Source organism: Eisenbergiella porci, from assembly GCF_009696275.1.
Lineage (GTDB): Bacteria > Bacillota > Clostridia > Lachnospirales > Lachnospiraceae > Eisenbergiella > Eisenbergiella porci.
In genome coordinates, this window is record NZ_VUMI01000014.1 from 92,593 (window position 1) to 116,703 (window position 24,111).

A 24,111-nucleotide genomic window follows, 5' to 3' on the forward strand; every position below is an offset into this window, starting at 1 on the left:
CTCACAGTGACTGCCAGAATCCTTCCTTAATTGCCTTCGGCGATGGATTTTAGCACTTCTGAATCACTTTTTTAAGGTCATTATCACAAAAAACAGTGCCATGCAGCTTTGCGGTTCTCAACCGGCTTTGTGCGTGACACTGTTTTTTTCAGGGCTTTGCCTGATTTCTGTTATTTATCCACAGCCTGCCCCTGATGTCAGTCTCTTATCCCCAGACCTTAACCCGGTTGAAGCCTTCCTTCAGCTCCTCCAGCGGTCCTGCCGGAGAGCCTGCTTTTCTGGTTTTTCCAAGATAATCCTTATTCAGTACAATCGGATTTCCATCAGGATCGTCAAACGACGCTTCCACAAGGCGGACCATTCCCAGTTTTTCCGTATCAATAATTTCCGTAGGGATGGAAAGCATATCCTTTTCCACATTCATTTCCAGGTAAACGCTGTCTCCCTCCACCGAAATTTTAACCTGCGGATCGCCATCGCTCAGGTAATTGTCTTCCTCCCTGGCAAAGGCCGGCGCTCCCTTAAGATAAGCGTTGCCATTGATAAATACCGGCTGGTTTACCTTTTCAAACATTTCCACATCCCCGTTGCCAAGGGCGGTTACCTCTTCCACATATTCCTCAAGGGAAACGGGGGAGCCGTCATAGCCCGCGGTCCCGTTCAGGGACTGTTCCGTGTAGGTCTTAGTGCCTCCCAGGAAAATATTCTGATACAGCCTGTCGTCCCCGCCATAAACAAGCGTGGTTCCCGCTACCTGCGTGGTATGAGGGAAATGGTAAGGCGTGGAACGGTTCAGTACCGGCTCCCTGCGCATGGTGCCGCAGCACAGGTTATTCACATACGCGCCGCCCTGGGCAATGTTGTCAAAGTTATAATCAGAGGCAAAAATGTTATTATCAACCATGTAAGGGCCATGGGAAACCTCTACCATCAGATCCCTATCATTTTCATAGAACAGATTGCTGCTGACCCTCGTGCCCTGTGCCTGCCAGTCAAACCAGGCGCCCAGCGTGCAGTTGTGGATGTGGTTATGGCATACCTGCACATCAATGGCAGCGTGAAGCTTAATTCCCGCGATTTCATAACCGAAATATTCATGCTTTACGGCAATATTGTATATGTGGTTATTGGTAATCTCACTGAATACACAGCCCATATGGCCCACCACGCCGTTCTGTCCACAATCGTAAATCTCGTTGTTACGGATGATATGGGAGCCGATTTTTTCCTTGCTCCAGCCAATCTGCAGCGCGCGGAATACGGCCTCCATCTGGTACTGATAGCCCGGCTTGCGGTGCCTTCTGGTGCACAGGTTATGTCCTGTGGAGGCTTCCTTGCCGATACTGATGCCGCTGCACTTGGCATCGTGGATAATATTGTTTTCAATGATCCAGCCCTTGCTCCAGTGAGTTCCAAGAAGGCCGGGCTGATCCGCCGTAGGCGGCGTCCAGGGGCAGGCGGCCTGTTCCATTTCAAAGCCGCGTACCGTAATATAGTTCATCCCCGGCTTTTCCGGGTAAAAGCAGCATTTCCTCACATTGATTTCCACCAGCTCCCGGTTGGGATCCGCGCCCTGGAAATTAGCGTAAATTGTGGTATTTTCCTCATCTACCTGCGCATACCACTGGTAAACGGTATCCTCCGGATGCAGGATAGGCTCCGTCCTTTTTGTCCACGGGGGATTGTAGCCTTCCGTACGAATCACAGGATTCTTCACATCCTCCAGGCTCTTTGCCTCAAAAAATGATTTCCCGTTCAGATATACATCCCCCGTATGGATACAGTATCCCTCCGGTCCATCCGCACAGGGATAAAGGAACCAGTCCCCTCCCAGAATCTCCTGGTAGGGATTATAGTCACCGAAAAGCGTATTGGGCACAACGGCCTTCCAAACCGTCCCTTCCATCTGCTCCCAGTTCTGAATCCTTTCGGATCCCTTGATGACTACCTTTTCTCCTTCAGCCGCTTCATAGGTGATACGGCTGATATTACTGTAGCCGGTATGGGCAGGCTTCACCCATTCTCTGTAAACGCCCTCATGGACGATGACTCTGTCGCCGGTTTCCGCTATGGCCGCCGCTCTGGAGATTGTCCGAAACGGATTTTCCCTGCTCCCCTCAGCACGGTCGCATCCGTTTACCGATACATGATATTCTATGTTCATTATTTCCTCCATTCTGCCGCACCGCGGCAATTTTTCTGCTGACTATAGCATACAGGAGGAAGAGGCGCCCGTCCACGCAATTACTGCGGGAGACCTGTCACTTTTTGCTATACACGGGCGGAAGTATCAGGAGGGCTGTTGCATCCACCATTGTCCATAGTTATTGATAAACAATGAAAACCTCGTGCCATCCTTCAGATAAATATTCATTATATTATCATCATCCAGGAATAGATTCTACACCGGTAAATTATCTGTTTCATTTATTGCATCAAATAATTGGTCCAATAACTCAATCAGTTCCATGAAAGAAAAAGTAAAATCATAAAAAAGACACTCTCAGATTTTCTCCTGAAAGTGTCCTTAAAAGCATATAAACCTGTCATACTGAAATTCTTCCGGCATCAGTTGGAACGCTGAATCTCCAGTACCTTATATGTGATGGTGCCTGCCTGCGTTTCCACTTCTACAATATCCCCTACCTTAGCGCCGATAAGAGCCTTGCCTACGGGAGATTCGTTGGAGATCTTTCCCTTCAGGCTGTTTGCCTCGGTGGAACCGACAATCTTGTATTCCATTTCTTCATTATATTCCATGTCCAGAATTCTAACGCGGCAGCCGATGTTGATCTTCTCCAGATCCACTTCGTCTTCCACGACCACTTCCGCATTCTTCAGAAGCTTCTCCAGCTCTTCAATTCTTGCTTCGATATCGCGCTGCTCGTCCTTTGCAGCATCATATTCCGCATTTTCGGAGAGGTCGCCCTGCTCTCTTGCCTCTTTGATCTTCTGAGCCACTTCCTGTCTCTTAACCACCTTCAAGTTGTGCAGCTCATCCTCATACTTGCGAAGTCCTTCATAGGTAAGGATATTTTTCTTCTCTTCCATGTTTCTCTCCCTTTCTTATTCCTGCAGATTCCTTTTCCCGCCCGCGCTCCTGCCGGAACGGACATACTATAATTTACGGTCAGCATTAGAATATGGCAGTGCCTTCACATAAGCATTGCCATATCCGTTCCGCCTGCCTCATCTAGTCTTCAATTTAACTGTCTGACCATATTCCGCGTTCCGCAGTCTGTAAAAACGTTTCTACTTATACGGCTGATTATCATCAGACTCCTGGTAACGGTTCGTATTATACCTTTTTCTCACATAAGTGTCAAGAATATTCAAAGCACTCACATAAGAAATATCCTTTCTTTTGGCACAAAGCAGCCGTTCCTTCTCCGCCTCCGAGGTCATATCCAGATAGATCGTATTTTCCGGCAGACGGCGGAACGCAATCCTGTAACCGGGCCGCATATCAATACATATGCTTCCCCGGGAACCCGCAACAGCCGGGCTGCCCGCGCAGATGACCGGGAGTCCCGTATCCTGATAGATATGGCTGTAGTAAGGGACTTCCTCCTCCAGGGAGATCTGCAGGCCGCCCTCCAGCGCCCGGCTGACCAGCAAAAGGCCGTTCAGCCCGTCATAATCACCTTCCAGAAATTCCCTGACAAGCTCCGCCTCCGCTTCTATTTCCTCATAAAAGTCTTCCTTCCCGAAATCAGGCATAATTATGGTCATATACGGAAAGAATCCCTGCTGCTTCCAGAGAAGGCGCATTAACGCAGGCTCCGGAACAGGCAGGGAACTAAATACCGCACCGGCCTTAGTTTTTCCCAGGATATTCCTAAGCTCCGGCGCCATCCAGATCTGATTTCCTCCCGCAGCTTCGGCCACAGCCTCCAACAGCCGTCCGCAGAGCTTTTCTGTCTTTTTCATCCAGCCTTCGGGAAGCATGTGAAACCTGAACTGTATTTCCTCCTCTAAAACGGTCCACTCCAATGGCCTGTTTCCCATGATCCGCCGCCGGATAAATCCCTTCCCGGTATGCCGGGCTCTTTTTGCCATATCCCTGTCCCAGGGTAAAAAAGCATCTATATATACCATGGTTAAGGGTATGCCGTTCGCCCTGTTTTCATGCAGCGATTTTTTATTTTCAAAAAGCGATTTTTAAAAGACAGCTTTCGGAAGATGGCTTTGCACAGGCTCAGCCGCGGATGACCTCCTCCAGATCCTGCATTGTCTCCATTTCATTGATGCGTTCCCTCAGCCTGGCGGAATGAGGATAGCCGGCCGTATACCAGCAGACATGCTTGCGCATTTCCCGGATAGCCGTATATTCTCCCTTATACTCCGTCAAAAGGGCGGCATGCCTCAGCATCATCTCCCGCACCTCCTCTATTGGTGGACTGGGCGGCAGCTCCCCGGTATCCAGATAGTGAATGGTTCGGTGGAAAATCCATGGGTTTCCTCTGGCAGCCCGTCCGATAAGCACCGCATCGCAGCCTGTTTCCTTCAGCATGCGCTCCGCCGCTTCCGGTCCGGTCACATCACCGTTTCCGATTACCGGTATGCTTACCGCCGCCTTTACCCGGGCAATGATGTCCCAATCCGCTTGTCCGGCGTAATACTGCTCTCTTGTCCTGCCATGCACCGCTACAGCGGCGGCGCCGCTTTCCTGGGCAATACGGGCGATTTCCACCGCATTGACGCAGCTGTCGTCAAAGCCCTTCCTGATTTTAACGGTTACGGGCTTATGAAGCGCTCCGGCCACGGCCGAAATAATTTTTCCTGCAAGAAGAGGATCTTTCATGAGGGCGGAACCTTCTCCATTATTTACAACCTTGGGTACGGGGCAGCCCATATTGATATCCAGAATGGAAAAAGGCCTTTCTTCAATTCTTTTTGCCATTTCCGCCATCAGTTCCGGATCGGAGCCGAAGAGCTGAAGAGATACAGGGCGTTCTTTTTCATCGATTTCCAAAAGGCTTTCCGTATTCTTGTTTTTATAATATATGGCTTTGGCGCTCACCATTTCGCTGCATACGAGGCCGGTTCCCATTTCGCGGCAGAGCAGACGAAATGGCAGGTCGGTTACGCCTGCCATTGGTGCCAGAAATACCTGGTTTTCCAAAGTCACATTGCCAATTTGCACTTTTGCCATCTTTACATTCCTTTCATGAGAGGGATGACGCCCCAGAATATTGTCCCGTCTGGCTGCTTCGGAATCCGATAATCCGTGAAGCTATCTGCGGTTCTTTTCGTAAATATAACGCAGGCCTTCCATGGTAAGGGCGGCGTCGTAGATATCTATGACGTCCGTTTCGTCGGCAATAATACGGCCCAGGCCGCCGGTAGCCACTACCTTCATATCCGGCAAGCCGGTTTCCTTTTTCACGGCATTGACGATATATTCGGTCTGTCCTATCTGGCCATAGACAAGGCCTGCCTGCATACTGGAGATGGTTTCCTGGGCCAGGATGCTTTTGGGCTTCTTAATTTCCACTACAGGGAGCCTGGCCGTATCTTCCCAGAGGGCTTTGGCAGAAATACGGATGCCGGGAGCCGTAATGCCCGCAGCAAAGCAGCCGTCTGCAGTGACATAGTCATAGGTGGTTGCCGTCCCGAAGTCAAGAACAAGGACGGGGCCGCCGTACTTTTCATAGGCTGCCACTGCGTCTACAATACGGTCGGGGCCGATTTCCTTGGGGCTTTCGGTGATGATGCGGATACCGGTCTTTGTGCCTGCTCCTACAATGAGGGGCGGGGTTCCCAGGTAGCGCGTAATGCCGCCCACAAGGGAATGCATGATATTGGGGACCACGCTTGCCAGGATGGTTCCCTCAATCTGCTCTTTGGAGATTCCGTCAAACATCAGAAGCTGCCTGATGCTCATTCCGTATTCGTCCGAGGTGTGGGGCAGCTTGGACATCATGCGGAAGGTGGTGACTAATTTTTTCCCTTCGTATACGCCGAAGGTAATATTGGTATTGCCTACATCAATTACTAATATCATGCTGTTCTCCTGTTCTATTCTTCTTCATCCAGAAAATCCGCTACGTTTTCATGGAGCACCATGGCTCTGTAATAAAGGCTGAGGGACTCAAGAAGTTCCCTTCTTTTTCTTCTGATTTCACCCAGAAGAAGCCCGCTGCTCACCTCATCATAGAGGAAATCCTCTTCAGCAGCCGTGGTTTCCAGGGTCACGCCGCCGTCCGGTTCAAAGAGTATGGTAAAAATACCGCCCACTTCCTCAGTATAAAGCACGCACAGAATATGCAGCTCGTCCTGAACGGACTGGGGCAGTTTGTTAAAATCAGGGTTAAAATAATATTTCTGCTCATAGGAGTTGGCGCCGCACAGGAGCATGCGCCCGTCCTCCGTTCTGCCGGTTTTCCATCTTTCTTCCATGTTCTGTCCGCCTGTCTTTTATAATCTGTTACTTCACGCATTATAGTAACTGTCCGGGAGGGCGCATCTTCTTGAATGGCTCTGCCATTCAAAAAGCATCGGATGTTCATCCGATGTAAATATTGGTGCATAAATGGTCTTATAAGCAGGCTTAACGCCCGCTTATGCACCAATATTCCCGCCGTCCTGAGCTGTTACCAAATATTACACGTAGCCGTACACGCCGCGTACGGAAACTTCGCCGGCGTATACCCTGGCAAGCTCCCCGTCTTCTTTTTCCACAAGAAGCTCCCCTGCTTCGTTAATGCCTCTGGCCGTGCCACAGAATTCGCCTTTCGGGTCAAGGACCCGCACCCGGGCATCCTTATTCAGAAGATAGCTGTGATATGCGGGGAGCAGGGCCGTGAGATTCCAGGTTTCCCGAAATTTATTATAAGCCCTTTCGAAATGCTCCATGATGGACAAAAGCAGGGCGGAACGGGTGATCCTTTCCCCTTTTTCCAGGGCAAGGGACGTTGCAGTTGCCCTGATTTCCTCCGGGAAATCCATCTGATTGACGTTGATGCCGCAGCCTATGACCACGTAATGGATGTAGTCAGGCTCCGCGCTCATTTCCGTCAGGATGCCGCAGACCTTTTTGCCGTGCACTACAATATCGTTGGGCCATTTAATGCCAGCTTTAATGCCAAGCTCCTCCACAGCCTCCGCCGCGGCAAGAGCCATAACAAGGGTGAGCATGCAGGCCTGCTCCGGCTTGCATTCAGGGCGCAGCAGGAGGGTAAAATAGAGATTGCATCCCTTAGGGGAGGCCCAGCTTCGTCCCCTCCGGCCGCGGCCCGTATTCTGGCAGTCCGTCACCACCAGCGTTCCCTCCGGCGCACCTTCCTCAGCCGCCTTTTTGGCATCGATATTCGTAGAACCCGTTTCCGGGAAATACATCAGGCGGCATCCCGCCCAATGACCTTCTCCCCGGTTCTCAAAACGGCTTTTGATTTCATTTTCCCCCACCACATCCGGGGAGGCCTTCAGACGGTAGCCTTTGTTCTGTACCGCTTCTATCTCATAGCCCTCCGCCTTCAGCTGGTTCATCACCTTCCATACAGCGGTGCGGGAAACGCCGAACCGGCTGCAAAGCTCCTGTCCCGATATATATTCCTGGCTTCCGTCCTGTGCATTCCCCCTGCGCATTCCTTCTCTCAGCAGGGTGAGTATTTCCGATTTCATATATCCGTCAGCGCTCCTTTGAGGTTTTTGGCCTGCCTGTTATTTTCAGAATTCATAACCAAGTGAGGCCGCCATGACCGCCTTGATAGTATGCATCCTGTTTTCCGCTTCATCAAATACCACGGAGGCAGGGGATTCAAACACCTCGTTGGTAACCTCCATTTCACTGATGCCGAATTTTTCCCCTATCTCTTTTCCGATCCTCGTATTCAGATCATGGAACGCAGGAAGGCAATGCATGAAAATAGCATTTGCCGCATTGTCCATAATCGCTTTATTCACCTGATACGGGGAAAGCAGGCTGATCCTCTCCTCCCATACATAGTCCGGTTCACCCATGGATACCCATACGTCGGTGCAGATGACATCCGCATCCCTGGTTCCCGCCATGGCATCCTCGGTCAGGGTGATGCTTCCGCCGTTTTCCGATGCAATAACCTTACACTGGTTCACCAGCTCCTGGGACGGGAAGTATGCCTTCGGCGCGCAGGCAGTAAAATGCATGCCCATTTTCGCACAGGCCACCATATAGGAATTGCCCATATTATAGCGGGCATCGCCCATGTATACAAGCTTTACGCCCTTAATACGGCCCAGATGCTCTCTGATGGTCAGAAGATCCGCCAACATCTGGGTGGGATGGAATTCATTGGTCAGGCCATTCCATACAGGAACTCCCGCATTAGCGGCCAGCTCTTCCACAATCGCCTGTCCGAAGCCGCGGTATTCAATTCCTTCATACATTCTTCCCAGCACCCTGGCAGTATCGGCAATGCTTTCCTTCTTGCCAATCTGGGAGCCTGAAGGATCCAGATAGGTGGTTCCCAGGCCCAGATCATGGGCGGCAACCTCAAAGGAGCATCTGGTCCTGGTGCTTGTTTTTTCAAAAATCAGGGCTACGTTCTTCCCCTGGAAACAATTGACCGGAATGCCTTTTTTCTTCTTGTCCTTCAAATCAGCAGCCAGATCCAGCAGGTATGTAATCTCCTCCGGCGTATAATCCATTAATTTCAAAAAGTGACGTCCTTTTAAGTCCATAGCAGTCTCTCCTCTCTTTCTCCATTCCTTCTGACGAAAAAGTCCCACATCCTGATCGTCTTTGATGTGAGACTTATCCATGTCTTTTATATAGTTACCGGTTTATTCCCGCGTACAACGAACCGGACGGACGCGTCAACGCGCCCACCCGGCGGCTGCACGGGGTTCAAATGCCCCGCTTCTTACGCGGGGTATTTGCTGTCAGCTATTGAGCACTTCCTTGGCAGAGGCCAGCATTCCTGCAAGTCCCTGGATTTCGGATGGGATAATGATCTTGGTCGCCTTGCCGTCAGCTGCCTTTTCAAAGGCCTCCAGGCTCTTGATCTTGAGCACCGCATCATCCGCTCCTGCTTCTTTGATAAAACGGATACCGTCAGCTGCGGCCTGCTGTACCTTCAGGATAGCTTCCGCTTCACCTTCCGCTTCCCGAATCATCTTCTCCTTCTCAGCTTCCGCATGAAGGATGGCAGACTGCTTCTCGCCTTCCGCTTCCAGAATCGCGGACTGCTTCTTACCTTCCGCTACAAGGATGGTGGACTTCTTCTCACCTTCCGCCCGGAGGATGGACTCACGTCTTTCACGTTCCGCCTTCATCTGCTTCTCCATGGCGTCCTGGATGGCCGCCGGAGGTATGATATTCTTCAGTTCGACTCTGGTTACTTTAATTCCCCAGGGGTCGGTGGCAACGTCCAGGGACGCGCGCATTTTGGTATTGATGGTCTCTCTGGAGGTCAGGGTCTGATCCAGCTCCAGGTCGCCGATGATATTACGAAGCGTGGTAGCCGTCAGGTTCTCAATAGCCATGATGGGATTTTCCACGCCATAGGTATACAGCTTGGGATCGGTAATCTGGAAAAATACTACCGTATCTATCCGCATAGTAACGTTGTCCTTGGTGATAACCGGCTGGGGAGCGAAATCAACCACCTGCTCCTTCAGGTTCACCTTTCTGGCAATCTTATCAATAAAAGGCATTTTTAATTTCAGGCCCACACTCCAGGTCCCCTGGTAGGCGCCCAGCCTTTCCACAACATATGCCTGAGCCTGCGGTACAATCTTGATACATGATGCCAGCAGGATGATGATAAGTACAAGAATAATTAACAGCACAATTGCTCCAGCCATACTACATTCCCTCATTTCTTTCTTCTACGATTAGTTTGACCCCGCTGATGGCGCGTATAATCACGATGGTTCCCCTGGGAAGCTTCACACCGTCCATCACATTCCTGGCGGTCCATTCCTGTCCATCCACGCTTACCGTGCCGGCGGCCATCAGGTTATCCACTTCCTCTGTGACAATAGCCTGCTTGCCTATCAGGCTTTCCGCGTTGGTCTTGATCCTGTCTCTGTTAAAATACTTCATTGCGATCGGTCTTGTGAAAAGCAGAAGCACCACCGACACGCTCAGAAACAACGTTATCTGCACATACAACGGTGCGTCGAAAGCCGCTGCTATGATTGCGACGAATGCTCCGCCCGCAAACCAGATGGTGGTAAGACCCATAGTTGCAATCTCAATGGCAACCAGAATAATAAGCAAAATCAGCCAGAATACAACCTGGTTCATACAAATCCCTCCTTTTCGGCTTTCCTACATAATACTATATAATAAAAAGATATTCAATCATTTGTTTCAGGCCGATGGACGCAATGCTGCAGTCCCGTTACTGTTCACACCCTGTTCGTGTCCCTGCTTGGGCGGTTGCCGCCGCCTTTTATACAAAGCATCCTTTACCAGAATACATGATTGCCGATAACAATGCCTTCCCGGCTGCCTGCACGTCTGAAATGGGTGGCGGTTCCCACATTTGTGGAGCCTGCCAGAGCCTCGTTGGCCGCCTGGAGGCAGCTGGCTTTAATATTTCCGCTCTGGATGAGCCTGGCTACCTTGCCGGTTCCCGCAGGGCCGAACTGTCCGGATGCATAGATAACCCCGGAAACACTGTTGGGGTAGGAACCGCTTTTCACCCGGTTGATTACCACCGCGCCTACCGCAAGCTGTCCTTCATAAATTTCGCTTCCCGCTTCACATTGGATCAGCGCCGCCAGCAGAACAGCATCGCTGGTCCCTGCAGGCACTGCGCCTGAGTTTTCTATATTTCTGCCGCCTGTACGTCCTGCTTTTTCCAATGCCTTCCCATCCCGCGCCTGAAGCAGGGTCTGGGCCTGGGCTTCCTTCTGTGCAGCTTCCCTTGCCGCTATTTCCTCCAGAGTCTCACCCTCGTCCAGTTCGAAATCCACAGTGATGTAGTCTGCAGACACATAACCGGTGCGGCCTTCGTAGTCCACGGCCGCCCAATCTGCATTCAGCCGGATGCCGTCGCTGAATTCCAGCTCTCCCGCATCCACTATCCGGAAAATTTCTCCTCTTGCAGCCAGATCGTATACCGCCGCATCGGCCGCAGGCTCCTTACGGATACGCAGAGTATCTCCGGTAACCGTGGCTACCGTTCTCCCCACCTTCTTAGCCTCCTCCAGCGCTTTCTGTCCGAACAAAAGGAATTCGTCCTTGGCCCAGCCGGTAAGGTCACCTGATTTCAGCTTCGTCCAGCCATTCTTTCTTTCCAGTACCGTCCCGCCGCAGTCCGCGTAAAGGTAGCCTACCTTCTTCGCTTCCTCGTCCGGCTCCTGTCTTACATTCAGCGTATTGGACACGTTGGCCATAACCAGATCGCAATCCGTATCCGCCGCTTCCTCCACGGCCTTTTCTCCGCCAGGTATTCTGTCGGTAATCACCGCTTCTCCCACGGTGCCTGTCTGCAGGGCTTCGGCAATAAGGATATCCTTTTCCCCGTCCTTCTCCGTAGCATCCGTATCCGCGTTCTGTAAATCGGGTACATCCGCTTCCTCATCCAGGATCTCCGCAACGCCCGCCCCCAGCCGCTCTCCGCTGCTTCCCTGCGCGCTGGACTGTATCCCTGCCATGAGCATACATACGGCGGCAAACAGCAGCGTCCGCCTCATAAAAAATGCAATGCTGTGTTTTCTCAATACTTTCATAGTATAACCCCTGTAAAGTGTTTTACACTTCCCCTCATGCCGCCTCTGCGGCACAGATAAGATATTGAAAAATAGCTGTTCCATAATTCCCGCCGCGGGACAGCCTTCTAATTCCGCTCCGCTTCCCGCCAGATATTACAAACATGTTAACAATTGTTGCAAAATTTGTCAAGTTTTGTAAAAAAACAGACATATTAGCAGTAACAACACCAGGGAGTTCAACTGTTATTGTTGATAACTTATTTTTCATATGCCGCCTGTGGCAGGTAAGAAAAAAAGACGGCTGGATAATATATACTCCAACCGCCTTTTGCTCTTTTGTCTGTTTCGTTTTATCCAATGTAACAGTTCAGAACATCCAATATTTTCGCCCTACTGAACAGTTACTATTCAATTAATAAAAAACATGATTGCCGATGACCTGCCCATGTCTTCCGTTTACCCTTCGGAAATAAAGCTTATCTCCTACAGGCTCGGAACCTGCAAGCGCTTCAATGGCCGCCTGTCTGCAGGACTGACTGATATCGCCGGTGGAAAGGGTTCTGGAAAGGCTTCCGTTCCTTACCGGGCTGAACTGGCCGGCCGCATAGATAACATCCGGAATACTGCTTGGATGTTCTGCAGCTTCCACACGGTTCATAACCACGCTGCCAACCGCAACCTGGCCCACATAGGGCTCGCCGCCGGCTTCACACTGGATGAGCGCTGCAAGCAGCTCCACATCCTGGGGGGTAACGCCCGACTGCGCGATAACCGCCTGCTGTGCCGCCTGAACCGCGGCTGCCTGCGCCTGCTCGGCTGCGATTCTTGCCGCTTCTTCGGCCGCCTTCTGTGCTTCCTCAGCTGCGATTCTTGCCGCTTCTTCCGCGGCCTTCTGTGCTTCCTCGGCTGCGATTCTTGCCGCTTCTTCCGCGGCCTTTTGCGCTTCCTCGGCTGCTTTCCTTGCCGCTTCTTCAGCCGCGAAGTTATCCTTAGCCGCAGAATCGGTTCCGTTCGAACTGCTCTCAGACATTCTGTCCTGAGCGGCTGTGTCGGCGGGATGGGTCTCTTCTGTCTGTAAATCCTGTGTCTGTTCTGTCTGCTCTTCCGTATCGCCCGGATTCTGTGTTTCCTCCGGGTTTACCGGCGCGATATCATCTAATGTATCACTGCCGTCTGTCAGGTGCTCGCTTTCCACCCAGCCGGTGATATCACCGACCTGTACCTTCATCCATCTGCCGCTGTTCTCAAGGACCTTAGCCTGTGTCCCGGATAACGTTGCCAGCACCGGAGAGGTATCATCAGCTTCTGCATGGACATCTGCCACACTGGCCGTTTCAACCAGCATCACACCATTTGCCATAGCGGTTGTTCCGCATGCGGAGCTGAGCACCATAATACCTGTCAGCCATCCGGCAGCATGCTTCCACAACCTTCTGCCATTTGTGTTCATAAATAACCTCCAATTTCAGCGTTCCCTGGGTCAGTGGGAACTTTTTCACAATTGTTACAAAGTTGTTAACAAATGTTACGTCTGATATCATATCAACATTATGCCCATTTGTCAACCCCTCAATACAATCCGCTAAAACTCAGGGTTTTCGACCACTTTTGCGCTTTAAATCAATATTATAAGGAAGTAAAATTTATGTTTTAACAATTATTTTTTATATTATTTCGACATAGTTTTTACATATTATTCTTTTTTTCTTAATATTTTATTGCAAAAAAGTTGCTCCCGCGTACTTTTTTCTACGCAGGGAGCAACTTTTCTTAAGATTTTCTTCAGAAGATTATCTAATTGTTACAATTATTACATTTTTCTCGATTTTTCCACACAGGTAATGACCGCATCCATTACTGTGCCGCGGAAATTATTTTTCTCCAGCATCTTTATCCCCTGAATGGTCGTGCCTCCGGGAGAGCATACCATATCCTTCAGTTCTCCGGGGTGGCTGCCGGTTTCCAGAACCAGCTTCGCGCTTCCAAGCACCGCCTGGGCCGCGAATTCATAGGCCTGCGCCCGGGGCATTCCTTCCGCTACCGCCCCGTCCGCAAGGGCCTCGATAAACAGGAAAACAAAGGCCGGGGAACTTCCGCTGACTGCGCCCACCACATCCATCATTTTCTCAGAAACCTCCACCGCCTTTCCGAAGCTTCCGAGAATCTCCAGCACCGTATCCCGGGCCTTTGAACCGACCTCCGGTGAGGCGCAGACGCCCGTACAGCCTTCCCCTACCAGCGCAGGCGTATTGGGCATGCATCTGACCACAGGAAGCCTCTGTCCGAATTTTTCCTGAAGCCATGCTATGGTTTTTCCCGGCGCCAGGCTGATTATCGTTTTGCCTTCCCAGGAAATACCTTTTATTTCTTCAATGACTTCTTCAAAAAACTGGGGCTTTACCGCAAGCACAAGTATTTCCGCCTGTTCCGCCACTTCCCTGTTGCAGGATGCGGTACGGATTTTACAGCTGTCCTCCATTTTTTTTCTGGTAGCTTCCGTTTTCGCACTGCCGCAGATGTCCTCCGGCTTTACGATACCCTTGTCCAGCATGCCGCCGATGACGGCCCGGGCCATATTTCCAAGTCCGATGAATCCTATTGTCATATTCGCTCCTTCCTGATTGCTTCCGCTTTCTGTCCTTTTTCCCGGTGCATTGTTTTCATCCTCCGCGGCGCTGCCTTGCCGCCTCATACATGAGAATCCCTGATGCCATGGCGGCGTTGAGAGATTCCACGCGACCCTCCATGGGGATTTTGATATAGGTATCGGCCAGCGCGGCGGTTTCCTCCCGCAGGCCGTTTCCTTCATTGCCGATCAAAAAGGCGCTGCCCTTCCGGTAATCTTCGCCGTCGTACCAGCTTTTTCCCTTCAGATGTGCCGCAAACAGACGGATTCCCGCTGCCTTCAGCTGCACTGACGTCTCCTCCAGGGAGGAAACATAGACGAACGGCACCCGGTAAATGCTTCCCATGGTGGAACGTATGGTTTTGGGATTATAAATATCCGCCGTTTCCCGGCTCATGATAACGCCTCCGATTCCGGCGCCCTCCCCGGTGCGCAATATGGTCCCCAGATTGCCCGGATCCTGGATATCCTCCAGAATCATGAGCAGCGGGTTCTTTGCTGCAAGAAGGTCTGCAAGCGCATATTTTTTCTGCCGCATTACGCACAGGATTCCCTGCGGCGCCGCGGTATCACTCATCCTGCGGAAGACCTCCTCCGACACGGTTTCAAAGGGACGTCCGGCCAGCTTCTCCATACAGGCCGCATTCTGAAAGCCTTCCATGGCATATATTTCTTCAATTTCTTTTTCCGGCGCTTCCAGAAACATTTTCACGCCTTCCACCACGTATTTGCCCTCCTGCCTGCGCTCCTTTGCCTTCTGGTTCAGCGCGGCCACTTTTTTAACACGGGTGTTGGATGCCGATGTAATCATTAACTGTTCCTGCCTTTCTGCGGCCTACAGCTGCTTTAACAGCTTTCTGGCAGTCTCGTGGGAAGCAAGCACAATCAGATGCTCCCCATCCTCTATGAAATCATCCGCAGAGGGCATGATGTGGGATTCGCAGCCTTCCTTCTTAATCCCGATGATCGTAACGCGGTAGCGCGCCGCAATGTTAGATTCCCGGATGGATTTGCCCACCCATTCCTTCAACGGGCTGATTTCATAAATACCGTATTTGGAAGAGATTTCAATATAATCAAACACATTATCCATGCTGAACCTGGCCGCACAGCGCTCGGCAATATCCTTTTCCGGATAAATAACCTCGTCCGCGCCGTTGCGCAGCAGGAATTTGGCCTGAATATCCCTGGTCGCCTTGCTCACCACATGCTTTCCGCCCATTTCCTTTACCAGGCTGGTAATTTCCAGGCTGCTCTGGAAGTTCGTGCCGATACAGATAAAAATCACGTCAAAATTGCCGATTCCAAGGCTGCGCAGCACTTCAGGATTCGTGCAGTCCCCGATTTTGGAGCTGGTAGCGTAGGGAACAAGGCCTTCCAGCTTCCTTTCATCACTGTCAATTATCATGACATCATTTCCCAGGTCGAGAAGGTTGGAGGCAAGATGCTGCCCAAAACGCCCCAAACCGATAACAAGCATAGATTTCATAGTAATTATTTATCCTCCTTAGAATTATCCCACCACAATTTTTTCCACCGGCTGCTTCACCGGAGGCTCCGGCTTGCTTCTGGCAAAAACAAGGGTAAAGGTCAGGCTTCCCAGCCTGCCGCAGTACATGAGCAAAATGATGACGATACGGGACAACGGCACCAGTTCCCTGGTAATTCCCGTTGTCATTCCCACCGTCCCAATGGCGGAAAACACCTCAAACAGCGCGTCCGAAAGCTTCAGCGGCTGCGCCGACATGATAATGAGGGCCGCTGCCACGGCCAGTCCCAGGTCGATGGTAACAATGGCGCTGGCTCTCTTTACCGCGCTCTCCTCCAGACGTCTGTCCAGAATATTGACTCCATGGGTCCCCCGCACCATGGCTATGGTGGAAAGAACCATGACGACCGCAGTGGTCACTTTCACGCCGCCCGCCGTAGAACCGGGGCTGCCGCCGATAAACATAAGAACCATCGTTAAAAATTTGCTGGAATCCTTCAGCGCGGCGGTGTCCACACTGTTAAAGCCCGCAGTCCTGGGCGTTACCGAGCTGAACAGGGAGCCCAAAATCCTCTCCCTGACATTCATTCCGGCCAGCACATTGTCCTTTTCCATCAGGTAAAAAAGCAGGGCTCCGCCGAAAATCAGGATCCCTGTGGTAATCAGTACGATCTTGGTGTGCAGAAGATATTTTTTGAAATTCAGTCTGTTTCTGTGGATATCATCCCAGACAAGGAAGCCTGCCCCGCCGATTATAATCAAGGCCATAATGGTCAGATTCACCAGGATATCCCCTTCATACGCCACCAGCGAGCTGTAAGCCTCATTTCTGCCCATCAGGTCAAAGCCGGCGTTGCAGAAAGCTGAAATCGCATGGAAAATCCCCATATAACAGCCTCTCCAGAACCCATACTGCGGCACAAAGCGGATGGATAGCAGCAGGGCGCCTGTCAGCTCAAAGGCAAAGGTGCCCATCACAATCTTGCGGACCAGCTTTACCACGCCGGCCAGTTCAATGGTGCTCACGCTTTCATGGATGGCCTCCCTTTCCTTCAGCCCGATTTTCTTTTTCAAAAGGACCGCGATATAGCTGCCGATAGTGATGAAGCCCAGGCCTCCGATCTGTATCAGGGTCAAAATGACCAGCTGTCCGAACAGGCTCCAGTTCTGATAGGTATCCGCCACCACCAGACCGGTCACGCAGGTGGCCGAGGTAGCCGTAAACAGGGCGTCCAGAAAGGGCATCCATTCCCTGCTGCGGGTGGAAACCGGGAGGCATAAAAGAAGCGCTCCCATCAGTATAATGAGGGCAAAGCCCAGGGCAAGCATTCTGGTATACGGCATTTTCTGTTTTTTCTTAGTCAGCATAATTAATCTTCCATCGTAACTGTTTAAGTCCCGCACAGTTACCTTCTGTTAAGTCCCCGTAAACAGGCCGCGGGAATAAACAGGAAGGCGCCGGTTCACACCGGACGCCTTTATTTCCTTTCTGATTCAGCATTCTTAAATTGCAAGCAGCTTGCTGATTCTGTATTCGTATTCCGGAATATCCTTCTGCATTGCCAGCGCATCCTCGATGTCAAAATCCTGGAATTCGCCGTGGCGGTAACCGATAACCCGGTTAGTTTTACCCTCGCAGAGGATATCCGCCGCAAGGCAGCCCATAATGGAGGCATAATAGCGATCCTTACAGGTAGGGCTTCCGCCTCGCTGCATGTAGCCCAGGATCGTCGCCCTGGTTTCCACACCTGTGGCTGCTTCGATTCTTCTTGCCATGGAGGTGGAATGTCCGATACCCTCCGCATTGATAATCAGATGATGGGTTTTGCCCCGTTTTCTGTTGTTGATGATGTTGTTGATGATGTTCTGCTCATTATAATCGTATTTTTCAGGAAGAAGGATATCCTCCGCGCCGTTGGCAACACCGCACCAGAGGGCAATATAACCGGCATTCCTGCCCATTACCTCAATAATGCTGCAGCGTTCATGGGAGGATGAGGTGTCCCTTACCTTATCGATTGCCTGCATGGCCGTATTCACCGCCGTGTCAAACCCGATCGTATAATCCGTACAGGCAATATCCAAATCAATGGTGCCGGGAAGGCCTATGGTGTTGATGCCGTGACGCGAGAGAGCCTGCGCTCCCTGATAGGAGCCGTCCCCGCCGATAACCACCAGACCGTCGATGCCATGCTTATGGCAGATTTCCGCACCCTTCTTCTGTCCGGCCTCCGTCTTAAATTCCTGGCAGCGGGCTGTGCCCAGCACGGTTCCGCCTCTCTGAATGATATCGGAAACGCTGCGGGCCTGCATATCCACGATTTCTTCATTTAAAAGGCCCTGATAGCCTCTCTTGATTCCCTTTACCTTAACTCCGTTGCTGATCGCCTTCCTGACAACGGCGCGGATTGCCGCGTTCATTCCCGGCGCATCGCCGCCGCTTGTCAATATTCCAATAGTTTTAATAGCCTTTGCCATGAATTATCCTCCAGTCTGCCGCCCTGTGCGGTCATCGTGAAATGGTGTCCCATTTTGCAGCACCTCTTTTTGGCGTCTTTTCTTAACTGATCTTGTTTTTATTTTAATCTATACACGGTTTGTTTTCAATCCTTTTCTCGGATTCCGTGCTTCCGGCGCTGCACATTTTTAACTGTCCCGTCCCTTCACAGTTACTGCCGGAATCCATCCTGAATCGTCCCTGACGATGGATTTTGGCATTTCTGAATCTCTTTCTTACGGTCAGGGCAGTAAATGCGCAGACCTGTCGGAACTGTAACCTGATTTTAAACCACCCTGATATTGCTTTCCCCGTACAGCTCCGATAATCTGGACACCAGCTCCTTATCCGCCTTCACATTCCTGTTGGGCGGCAGCGCCTTTTTGGCCTTGGGATTTTCCACATAGATAACGACGCCGTCATTTCCGTCGGACTGGGCAAGAAGCTCCAGCAGCGCTTTTTCCGTCTTCTCATATGCTTCCTTTGTGGGGAATTTAATCCACAGTGTCTTCCTGATATCGTCAAAGGCCTGGATGGATTCACAGATCAGCTTGCCGTCCCGATCCTCCTCCGCGGAGGCGCGGCCTTTGATGAACACCTTGCTGTCCTCCGTCAGTTTGGCGCTTTCCTGCTCATAAACCTTGGGAAAAACAACAACCTCCACAGTGCCCACCAGATCTTCTAGGGTCAGGAATGCCATCACCTTATCGTTCCTGGTATACTTGATTTTTTTATCGGAAATCATGCCGCCTATGGTCACCCGTTCCTGATCGCGCACATTCATTTCCCCGGTTTCCTCATCCAGCAGGAAATCCGCCGTTGTTCTTGTAATGTGCTTCCTCCAGGTCTGCTCATATTCCTCCAGGGGATGTCCGCTGACATAAATGCCAAGGACCTCCTTCTCAAAGCCCAGGAGCAGCTCCTTGGAATATTCCCCCACGTCGGGCAGGCGGATTTCAAATTCGCCCTTGTCTTCCTCATCCACCAGATCAAAAAGGCTCATCTGGCCCGCCAGGTTATTCTTTTTATTATGCTGCTGGGCATCCATCATCTGCACAAAAACGCTCATAAACTGTTTTCTTGTGCCGCCAAGCCCGTCGAAGGTGCCTGATTTGATAAAATTTTCCACCGTCCGTTTGTTGACTTCGGAGTTAGCCATGCGGGTCACGAAATCCTGAATGCTCAAAAACGGGCCTCTTGCCTCACGTTCCGCGGTAACCTGATCGATCACAGGCCTTCCCACGCCCTTAATTGCGGTCAACGCATACCTGATGGAACCGCCGGACACGGAAAAACCGGCCTCTCCTTCATTGATATCCGGAGGGAGGATTTTAATGCCCATGGATCGGCAGGTGAGGATATATTCGGAAACCTTGCCCGGGTTATCAATGACGGACGTAAGCAGCGCCGCCATGAATTCCACGGGATAGTAATACTTCAGATAAGCGGTCTGGTAGGAAACCACCGCGTAGCAGGCCGCATGGGACTTGTTGAAGGCATATTTGGCAAAATCCATCATTTCTTCATAAATCGTCCCCGCAACTTCCGCGGAAATCCCGTTGCTCACACAGCCCGGAACGCCTTCTTCCTCGTTGCCGTAAATAAAGTTCGAACGTTCCTTCTCCATAACCGACTGTTTTTTCTTGCTCATGGCACGGCGCACCAGGTCGCTTCGTCCCATGGTATAACCGCCCAGATCACGCACGATCTGCATTACCTGCTCCTGGTACACAATACAGCCGTAGGTCGGCTCCAGAATCGGCTTCAGCTGCGGGCAGAGATAGGTGATGCTGGCCGCATTGTTCTTGCCCTTAATATAGCGCGGGATAAAGTCCATGGGGCCCGGCCGGTACAGGGAAATTCCTGCGATGATATCCTCCAGGTTCTGGGGCTTGAGCTCCTTCATGAAGTTTTTCATCCCGCCGCTTTCCACCTGGAACACGCCGTCCGTCCTGCCTGTTCCGATGGAATCCAGGACAGCTTTGTCGTTAAAATCCACATTGTCCATATCCAGCTTCACACCGGTGTCCTTTTCCACCAGGCGCACCGCGTTCTGGATTACCGTAAGGGTACGCAGCCCCAGGAAGTCCATTTTCAGAAGGCCCAGCTCCTCCAGCGTCGTCATGGTGAACTGGGTGGTAATGCAGCCGTCGGAACCGCGGGAAAGCGGCACAAATTCGTCCGCGCTCTCCGGACAGATAACCACGCCGGCAGCATGCATGGAGGTATGTCTGGGAAGACCCTCCAGGCGCTTGCTCATATCAATAAGGACCTTTACCTGCTCATCGGATTCATAGAGCTTTCTCAGCTCCGGATTGGCCTGCAGCGCCCTGTCAATGGTCACGTTCAGCTCATTGGGTATCATTTTTGCGATACCGTCCACATAGGAATAGGGAAGATCCATTACCCGGCCCACATCCCGGATAACACCCTTGGCCGCCATGGTACCGAAGGTGACGATCTGCACTACCTTTTCAGAGCCGTATTTTCTTCCCACGTAGTCGATGACCTCCTGCCTTCTTTCGAAGCAGAAGTCAATATCAATATCCGGCATGGACACACGCTCCGGATTGAGGAAACGTTCAAAAAGCAGATTATATTTAATAGGATCAATATTCGTTATTTTCAGGCAGTAGGACACAATGCTGCCAGCCGCCGAGCCTCTTCCGGGGCCTACCATGATATCGTTGCTTTTGGCATAATTAATAAAATCCCAGACGATGAGGAAATAATCCACATAGCCCATGCGTTTGATAATGCCAAGCTCATAATCCAGCCGTTCCCTGAGCGTACCGTCATCCTCAGGGTAACGTTCTTTAAGCCCGTCGTCGCACAGCTTATTCAGATAGCCCCAGGAATCATAGCCTTCGGGCACCTCAAAATGAGGCAGCTTTGTCACGCCGAATTCGATTTCCACATTACAGCGGTCCGCTATGGACTGGGTATTCTCCACCGCCTCCCAGGCGTAGGGGAACAGCCCCTTCATTTCTTCCTCGCTCTTTACATAATACTGGCCGCCCTCGTAGCGCATACGGTCCTCGTCCGCCAGCTTCTTCCCGGTCTGGATACACAGCAGGATATCATGAGGCTTCTCGTCCTCTCTATAGGTATAATGCACGTCGTTGGTGGCTACCAGAGGGATATCAAGATCCTTGCTTATGGAAAGCAGCGCCGTATTCACCGTATGCTGCGCCGGGATACCGTGATCCTGCAGCTCCAGGAAAAAATTCCCCTTGCCAAAGCATTCCTGGTACTTAAGCGCCGACTTTTTGGCTTCGTCTATGAGGCCCTTCTGGATATTCCTGGCCACTTCTCCTGCAAGACAGGCGGACAGGGCGATAATGCCCTCATGGTAACGGTTCAGAATCTCCATATCCACACGGGGCTTATAGTAATAGCCCTCCGTAAAGCCCTTGCTCACAATTTTCATCAGATTGGCATAGCCGGTATTGTTTTCCGCCAGCAGCACCAGATGGTAATACCGGTCGTCCCCGCCGGTCAGCTCCTTATCAAAACGGGAATTGGGCGCCACATAGACCTCACAGCCCAGGATGGGCTTGATTCCCGCTTCCTTCGCAGCCCGGTAGAAATCAATTACGCCATACATCACTCCATGGTCGGTGATGGCCGCGCTGTCCATGCCCAGTTCTTTTACCCGTTTTACATACTCTTTTATCTTATTCGACCCGTCCAGAAGGCTGTATTCCGTATGGACGTGAAGATGTGCAAATGCCATGGATTATTGACTCCTTTCCCGGACAAACATGCCCTTGTTTTTTTCCATTCCGAACCTTTGCTGGAACCAGTCGCATTTACAGAGGAAGGAATAATAGACATTCAGGCCGCAGCCATGCATGGTTTCAAAATTACCCTGTCCCTTTGCCAGGATCACATCCGCCTCGTCCAGAAGCCGCCTCGTCTGTTCATCCACATAGGCAAGAGGCGTCCCTGCCACGCCGCAGCCGTTGCCCGTTACCTTAGCCACCTCGCACAGCCCCACCTGGACAGCGTCCTCCATAGTTGCATCATTCAGGGTATTCTCCCCCCGCACCAGAACGGTCAGATCCAATCCGGGAAAACGCTTCTGCATTTCTTCAACGACCAGCTTATCGCAAACGATCTCGCCGCAGTTATCAGTTATGTAAACCATTTTATCTGCCTTTTCCAAATCGTCCAGCAGCCGGGCATATACCTGCTCATCCATACGATCCTGCGCCGCCTCATTCAGAAGCTGAAAAAGCGTCTCCTTGTCCACGCTGGAGGCCATGCCGAAATCAATATAATTGGCAACCCGCGCATAGACAAACGCCGTATGCAGCGGATCCTCCCCCGCCGCCATCGCCGCCCGGATATCAGGCTCCACCGATAACATAAGCTCATTAAATTCCTTTTTAATCTTATCATAATCCGTTACCGGGCCGAAAATACCGCGGTAAACTTCATTAATCCTCTCCACCAGAACAGGTGCCGAGTCCTGCGGGCTGCTTTCCCCGATAATCCGGGCGACCTGCTTTATAAAGGCATCCCTGTCCTCCTCAGTCCCCATTCCCCTGACTCTCTCTTCCTGCCTGTCCACAAGACAGCGCATACAGGATGCACACAGCTTCATTGCGTTATCTGACCTTTCCGACCCCTGACCAAAACTGCGGGCGCATAACACATTCTTCCTGCCCTTAGGGTTCCTGTTTTCCACAAAAATTATTACTGCAATTACTGTACCATGCGGGGGGGATTTTTACAATATGGAATGTAGGGAGTGGTACGCCTTGAGAGCGGCGGGGGATGGGGGGGGGCGGAAGGGGCGGGGGTTTTCGGGTTCCTGTCAGGCTGGGCATTGCGATGAGCCTTGGGCAAAAATTCTGTCAGTTCCTTCCAGAATTTTAAGTCTCATCTCCATAGCCTGAAAAGGAAACCCGAAAACCCCCGCCCCTTCCGCCCCCCATCCCCCGCCGCTCTCAAGGCTGCCTCTACATTATTGTAAAAAGGAAGGTAGAAAGAAAAGAGAGTAAAGAAGGGAAAGATTGATGTTGGACAGTTGAGGTTTACTCACTTTAGTATATTGTTTCCCGGGCAGTAAATTAGAACACTTTTTTATGGTCCGTTTATAAAAAAATCTGCCGGGTAAAGAGCCTCAGGTCCAGTCCCATTCTCCCTGTCCACGGTGGGGCGTCGTCCGGCTGGCTGTTTTGAGGGGGATGCTGTGGGGGTATTTCCTGCTCCATTGGAAAAAACGGTGGATGTTTCTTACTGTTGCGGGATACCGGAATTATGCCGTCCTTAGCGGCTTGTCCGCCGAACACCAGCGGCAGAGCCGCTGGTGTGAGAAGTTCAGCCGCGTTGGCAGGATTCTGGTATTCCGGGACAGTTAGAAACACCCCGTTTTTGAGGCTGGAGCAGGAAACACCCCCACAGCATCCCCCTCAAAACAGCCAGCCGGACGACGCCCCGCTGGGGACAGGGAGGATAGGACTGGGCCTGAGGCGCCCTTCCATTCCCGATCAGTTTCTTCTTATTAAAATAACAACCGCTCCGGCATAGCCTGCGGTGAGGGCGAGGAAGGCGGCTGCGGCGGCAGGGGTGACAGGGAGCAGGTTTTGCAGCAGCGGGGTTATGATTAGGCCTGCGGCAAACCACAGAATGGTATTGGCAATGAGAAATAATTTTGGGGGTAATTTGTATAGAAGTGTCTTCAGTGAGAATTGAGGGGTGATTGTATTGTTTTCCATATAAATCCCCATTCCGCCGCCTTCGGCTGGCGGCACAAATAGTAATGAAAGTGTTCCAACTCTCTACGCTGTGTTGTAAAATAGTTTGTGAGAAGCTACACTACAAAGCACGGGAGGAGGAGTT

Annotated in this window: 21 protein-coding genes; all 21 read right to left on the reverse strand. The window is 51.4% G+C overall.

Annotated elements, in window-relative coordinates; translation table 11 throughout:
* Positions 1-205: 205 nt before the first annotated feature.
* Positions 206-2,164: a right-handed parallel beta-helix repeat-containing protein gene (locus FYJ45_RS10680; RefSeq protein WP_154464563.1), complete on the reverse strand. Its 1,959-nt coding sequence runs from the start codon at positions 2,162-2,164 to the stop codon at positions 206-208.
* A gap of 404 nt (positions 2,165-2,568) precedes the next feature.
* On the reverse strand, positions 2,569-3,051 hold the full coding sequence (gene greA, locus FYJ45_RS10685; protein ID WP_154464564.1) for a transcription elongation factor GreA: 483 nt from the start codon (positions 3,049-3,051) through the stop codon (positions 2,569-2,571).
* 201 nt (positions 3,052-3,252) lie between these two features.
* Positions 3,253-4,059 (reverse strand): hypothetical protein, encoded by an 807-nt coding sequence (locus tag FYJ45_RS10690; protein ID WP_154464565.1) that lies wholly within the window; start codon positions 4,057-4,059, stop codon positions 3,253-3,255.
* Positions 4,060-4,198: 139 nt separating this feature from the next.
* The gene (gene dusB, locus FYJ45_RS10695) at positions 4,199-5,155 is read right to left on the reverse strand and encodes a tRNA dihydrouridine synthase DusB (RefSeq protein ID WP_154464566.1); all 957 of its coding nucleotides are present in this window, start codon (positions 5,153-5,155) and stop codon (positions 4,199-4,201) included.
* Between the two features lie 81 nt (positions 5,156-5,236).
* The gene (locus FYJ45_RS10700) at positions 5,237-6,007 is read right to left on the reverse strand and encodes a type III pantothenate kinase (RefSeq protein ID WP_021636807.1); all 771 of its coding nucleotides are present in this window, start codon (positions 6,005-6,007) and stop codon (positions 5,237-5,239) included.
* Positions 6,008-6,021: 14 nt separating this feature from the next.
* Entirely contained in the window at positions 6,022-6,402 is a 381-nt protein-coding gene (locus FYJ45_RS10705) for a DUF6145 family protein (RefSeq protein WP_021636806.1), read from the reverse strand.
* A 204-nt stretch (positions 6,403-6,606) separates the two neighbouring features.
* Positions 6,607-7,626, reverse strand: a complete 1,020-nt coding sequence (locus FYJ45_RS10710) for a biotin--[acetyl-CoA-carboxylase] ligase (RefSeq protein WP_154464567.1) — start codon at positions 7,624-7,626, stop codon at positions 6,607-6,609.
* Positions 7,627-7,671: 45 nt separating this feature from the next.
* Entirely contained in the window at positions 7,672-8,664 is a 993-nt protein-coding gene (argF, locus tag FYJ45_RS10715) for an ornithine carbamoyltransferase (protein ID WP_154464568.1), read from the reverse strand.
* 201 nt (positions 8,665-8,865) lie between these two features.
* Positions 8,866-9,789, reverse strand: coding sequence for an SPFH domain-containing protein (locus tag FYJ45_RS10720; RefSeq protein ID WP_035322126.1), 924 nt, complete (start codon positions 9,787-9,789; stop codon positions 8,866-8,868).
* 1 nt (position 9,790) lies between these two features.
* Entirely contained in the window at positions 9,791-10,234 is a 444-nt protein-coding gene (locus FYJ45_RS10725) for an NfeD family protein (protein ID WP_021636802.1), read from the reverse strand.
* Between the two features lie 164 nt (positions 10,235-10,398).
* Positions 10,399-11,667, reverse strand: coding sequence for a cell wall hydrolase (locus FYJ45_RS10730; RefSeq protein ID WP_195841774.1), 1,269 nt, complete (start codon positions 11,665-11,667; stop codon positions 10,399-10,401).
* A gap of 34 nt (positions 11,668-11,701) precedes the next feature.
* Entirely contained in the window at positions 11,702-11,917 is a 216-nt protein-coding gene (locus tag FYJ45_RS29565; protein WP_195841775.1) for a hypothetical protein, read from the reverse strand.
* A 144-nt stretch (positions 11,918-12,061) separates the two neighbouring features.
* Positions 12,062-13,099 (reverse strand): cell wall hydrolase, encoded by a 1,038-nt coding sequence (locus tag FYJ45_RS10735; protein WP_154464570.1) that lies wholly within the window; start codon positions 13,097-13,099, stop codon positions 12,062-12,064.
* Positions 13,100-13,459: 360 nt separating this feature from the next.
* On the reverse strand, positions 13,460-14,254 hold the full coding sequence (gene proC / locus FYJ45_RS10740) for a pyrroline-5-carboxylate reductase (protein WP_154464571.1): 795 nt from the start codon (positions 14,252-14,254) through the stop codon (positions 13,460-13,462).
* A gap of 55 nt (positions 14,255-14,309) precedes the next feature.
* The gene (locus FYJ45_RS10745; RefSeq protein ID WP_154464572.1) at positions 14,310-15,086 is read right to left on the reverse strand and encodes a TrmH family RNA methyltransferase; all 777 of its coding nucleotides are present in this window, start codon (positions 15,084-15,086) and stop codon (positions 14,310-14,312) included.
* A gap of 24 nt (positions 15,087-15,110) precedes the next feature.
* Positions 15,111-15,764 carry a potassium channel family protein gene (locus FYJ45_RS10750; RefSeq protein ID WP_154464573.1) on the reverse strand — a complete coding sequence of 218 codons (654 nt, stop codon included), beginning with the start codon at positions 15,762-15,764 and terminating at the stop codon, positions 15,111-15,113.
* Between the two features lie 24 nt (positions 15,765-15,788).
* Complete coding sequence (locus FYJ45_RS10755) at positions 15,789-17,132, reverse strand: TrkH family potassium uptake protein (protein ID WP_021639678.1); 1,344 nt, start codon at positions 17,130-17,132, stop codon at positions 15,789-15,791.
* Positions 17,133-17,267: 135 nt separating this feature from the next.
* A complete protein-coding gene (gene pfkA / locus FYJ45_RS10760; protein WP_021639676.1) occupies positions 17,268-18,242 on the reverse strand; it encodes a 6-phosphofructokinase in 975 nt (324 codons plus the stop codon).
* Between the two features lie 305 nt (positions 18,243-18,547).
* Entirely contained in the window at positions 18,548-21,997 is a 3,450-nt protein-coding gene (locus tag FYJ45_RS10765; protein ID WP_154464574.1) for a DNA polymerase III subunit alpha, read from the reverse strand.
* A gap of 3 nt (positions 21,998-22,000) precedes the next feature.
* Positions 22,001-22,870 carry a damage-control phosphatase ARMT1 family protein gene (locus FYJ45_RS10770; RefSeq protein ID WP_025487460.1) on the reverse strand — a complete coding sequence of 290 codons (870 nt, stop codon included), beginning with the start codon at positions 22,868-22,870 and terminating at the stop codon, positions 22,001-22,003.
* Positions 22,871-23,759: 889 nt separating this feature from the next.
* The gene (locus FYJ45_RS10775) at positions 23,760-23,987 is read right to left on the reverse strand and encodes a hypothetical protein (RefSeq protein ID WP_154464575.1); all 228 of its coding nucleotides are present in this window, start codon (positions 23,985-23,987) and stop codon (positions 23,760-23,762) included.
* Positions 23,988-24,111: the final 124 nt, after the last annotated feature.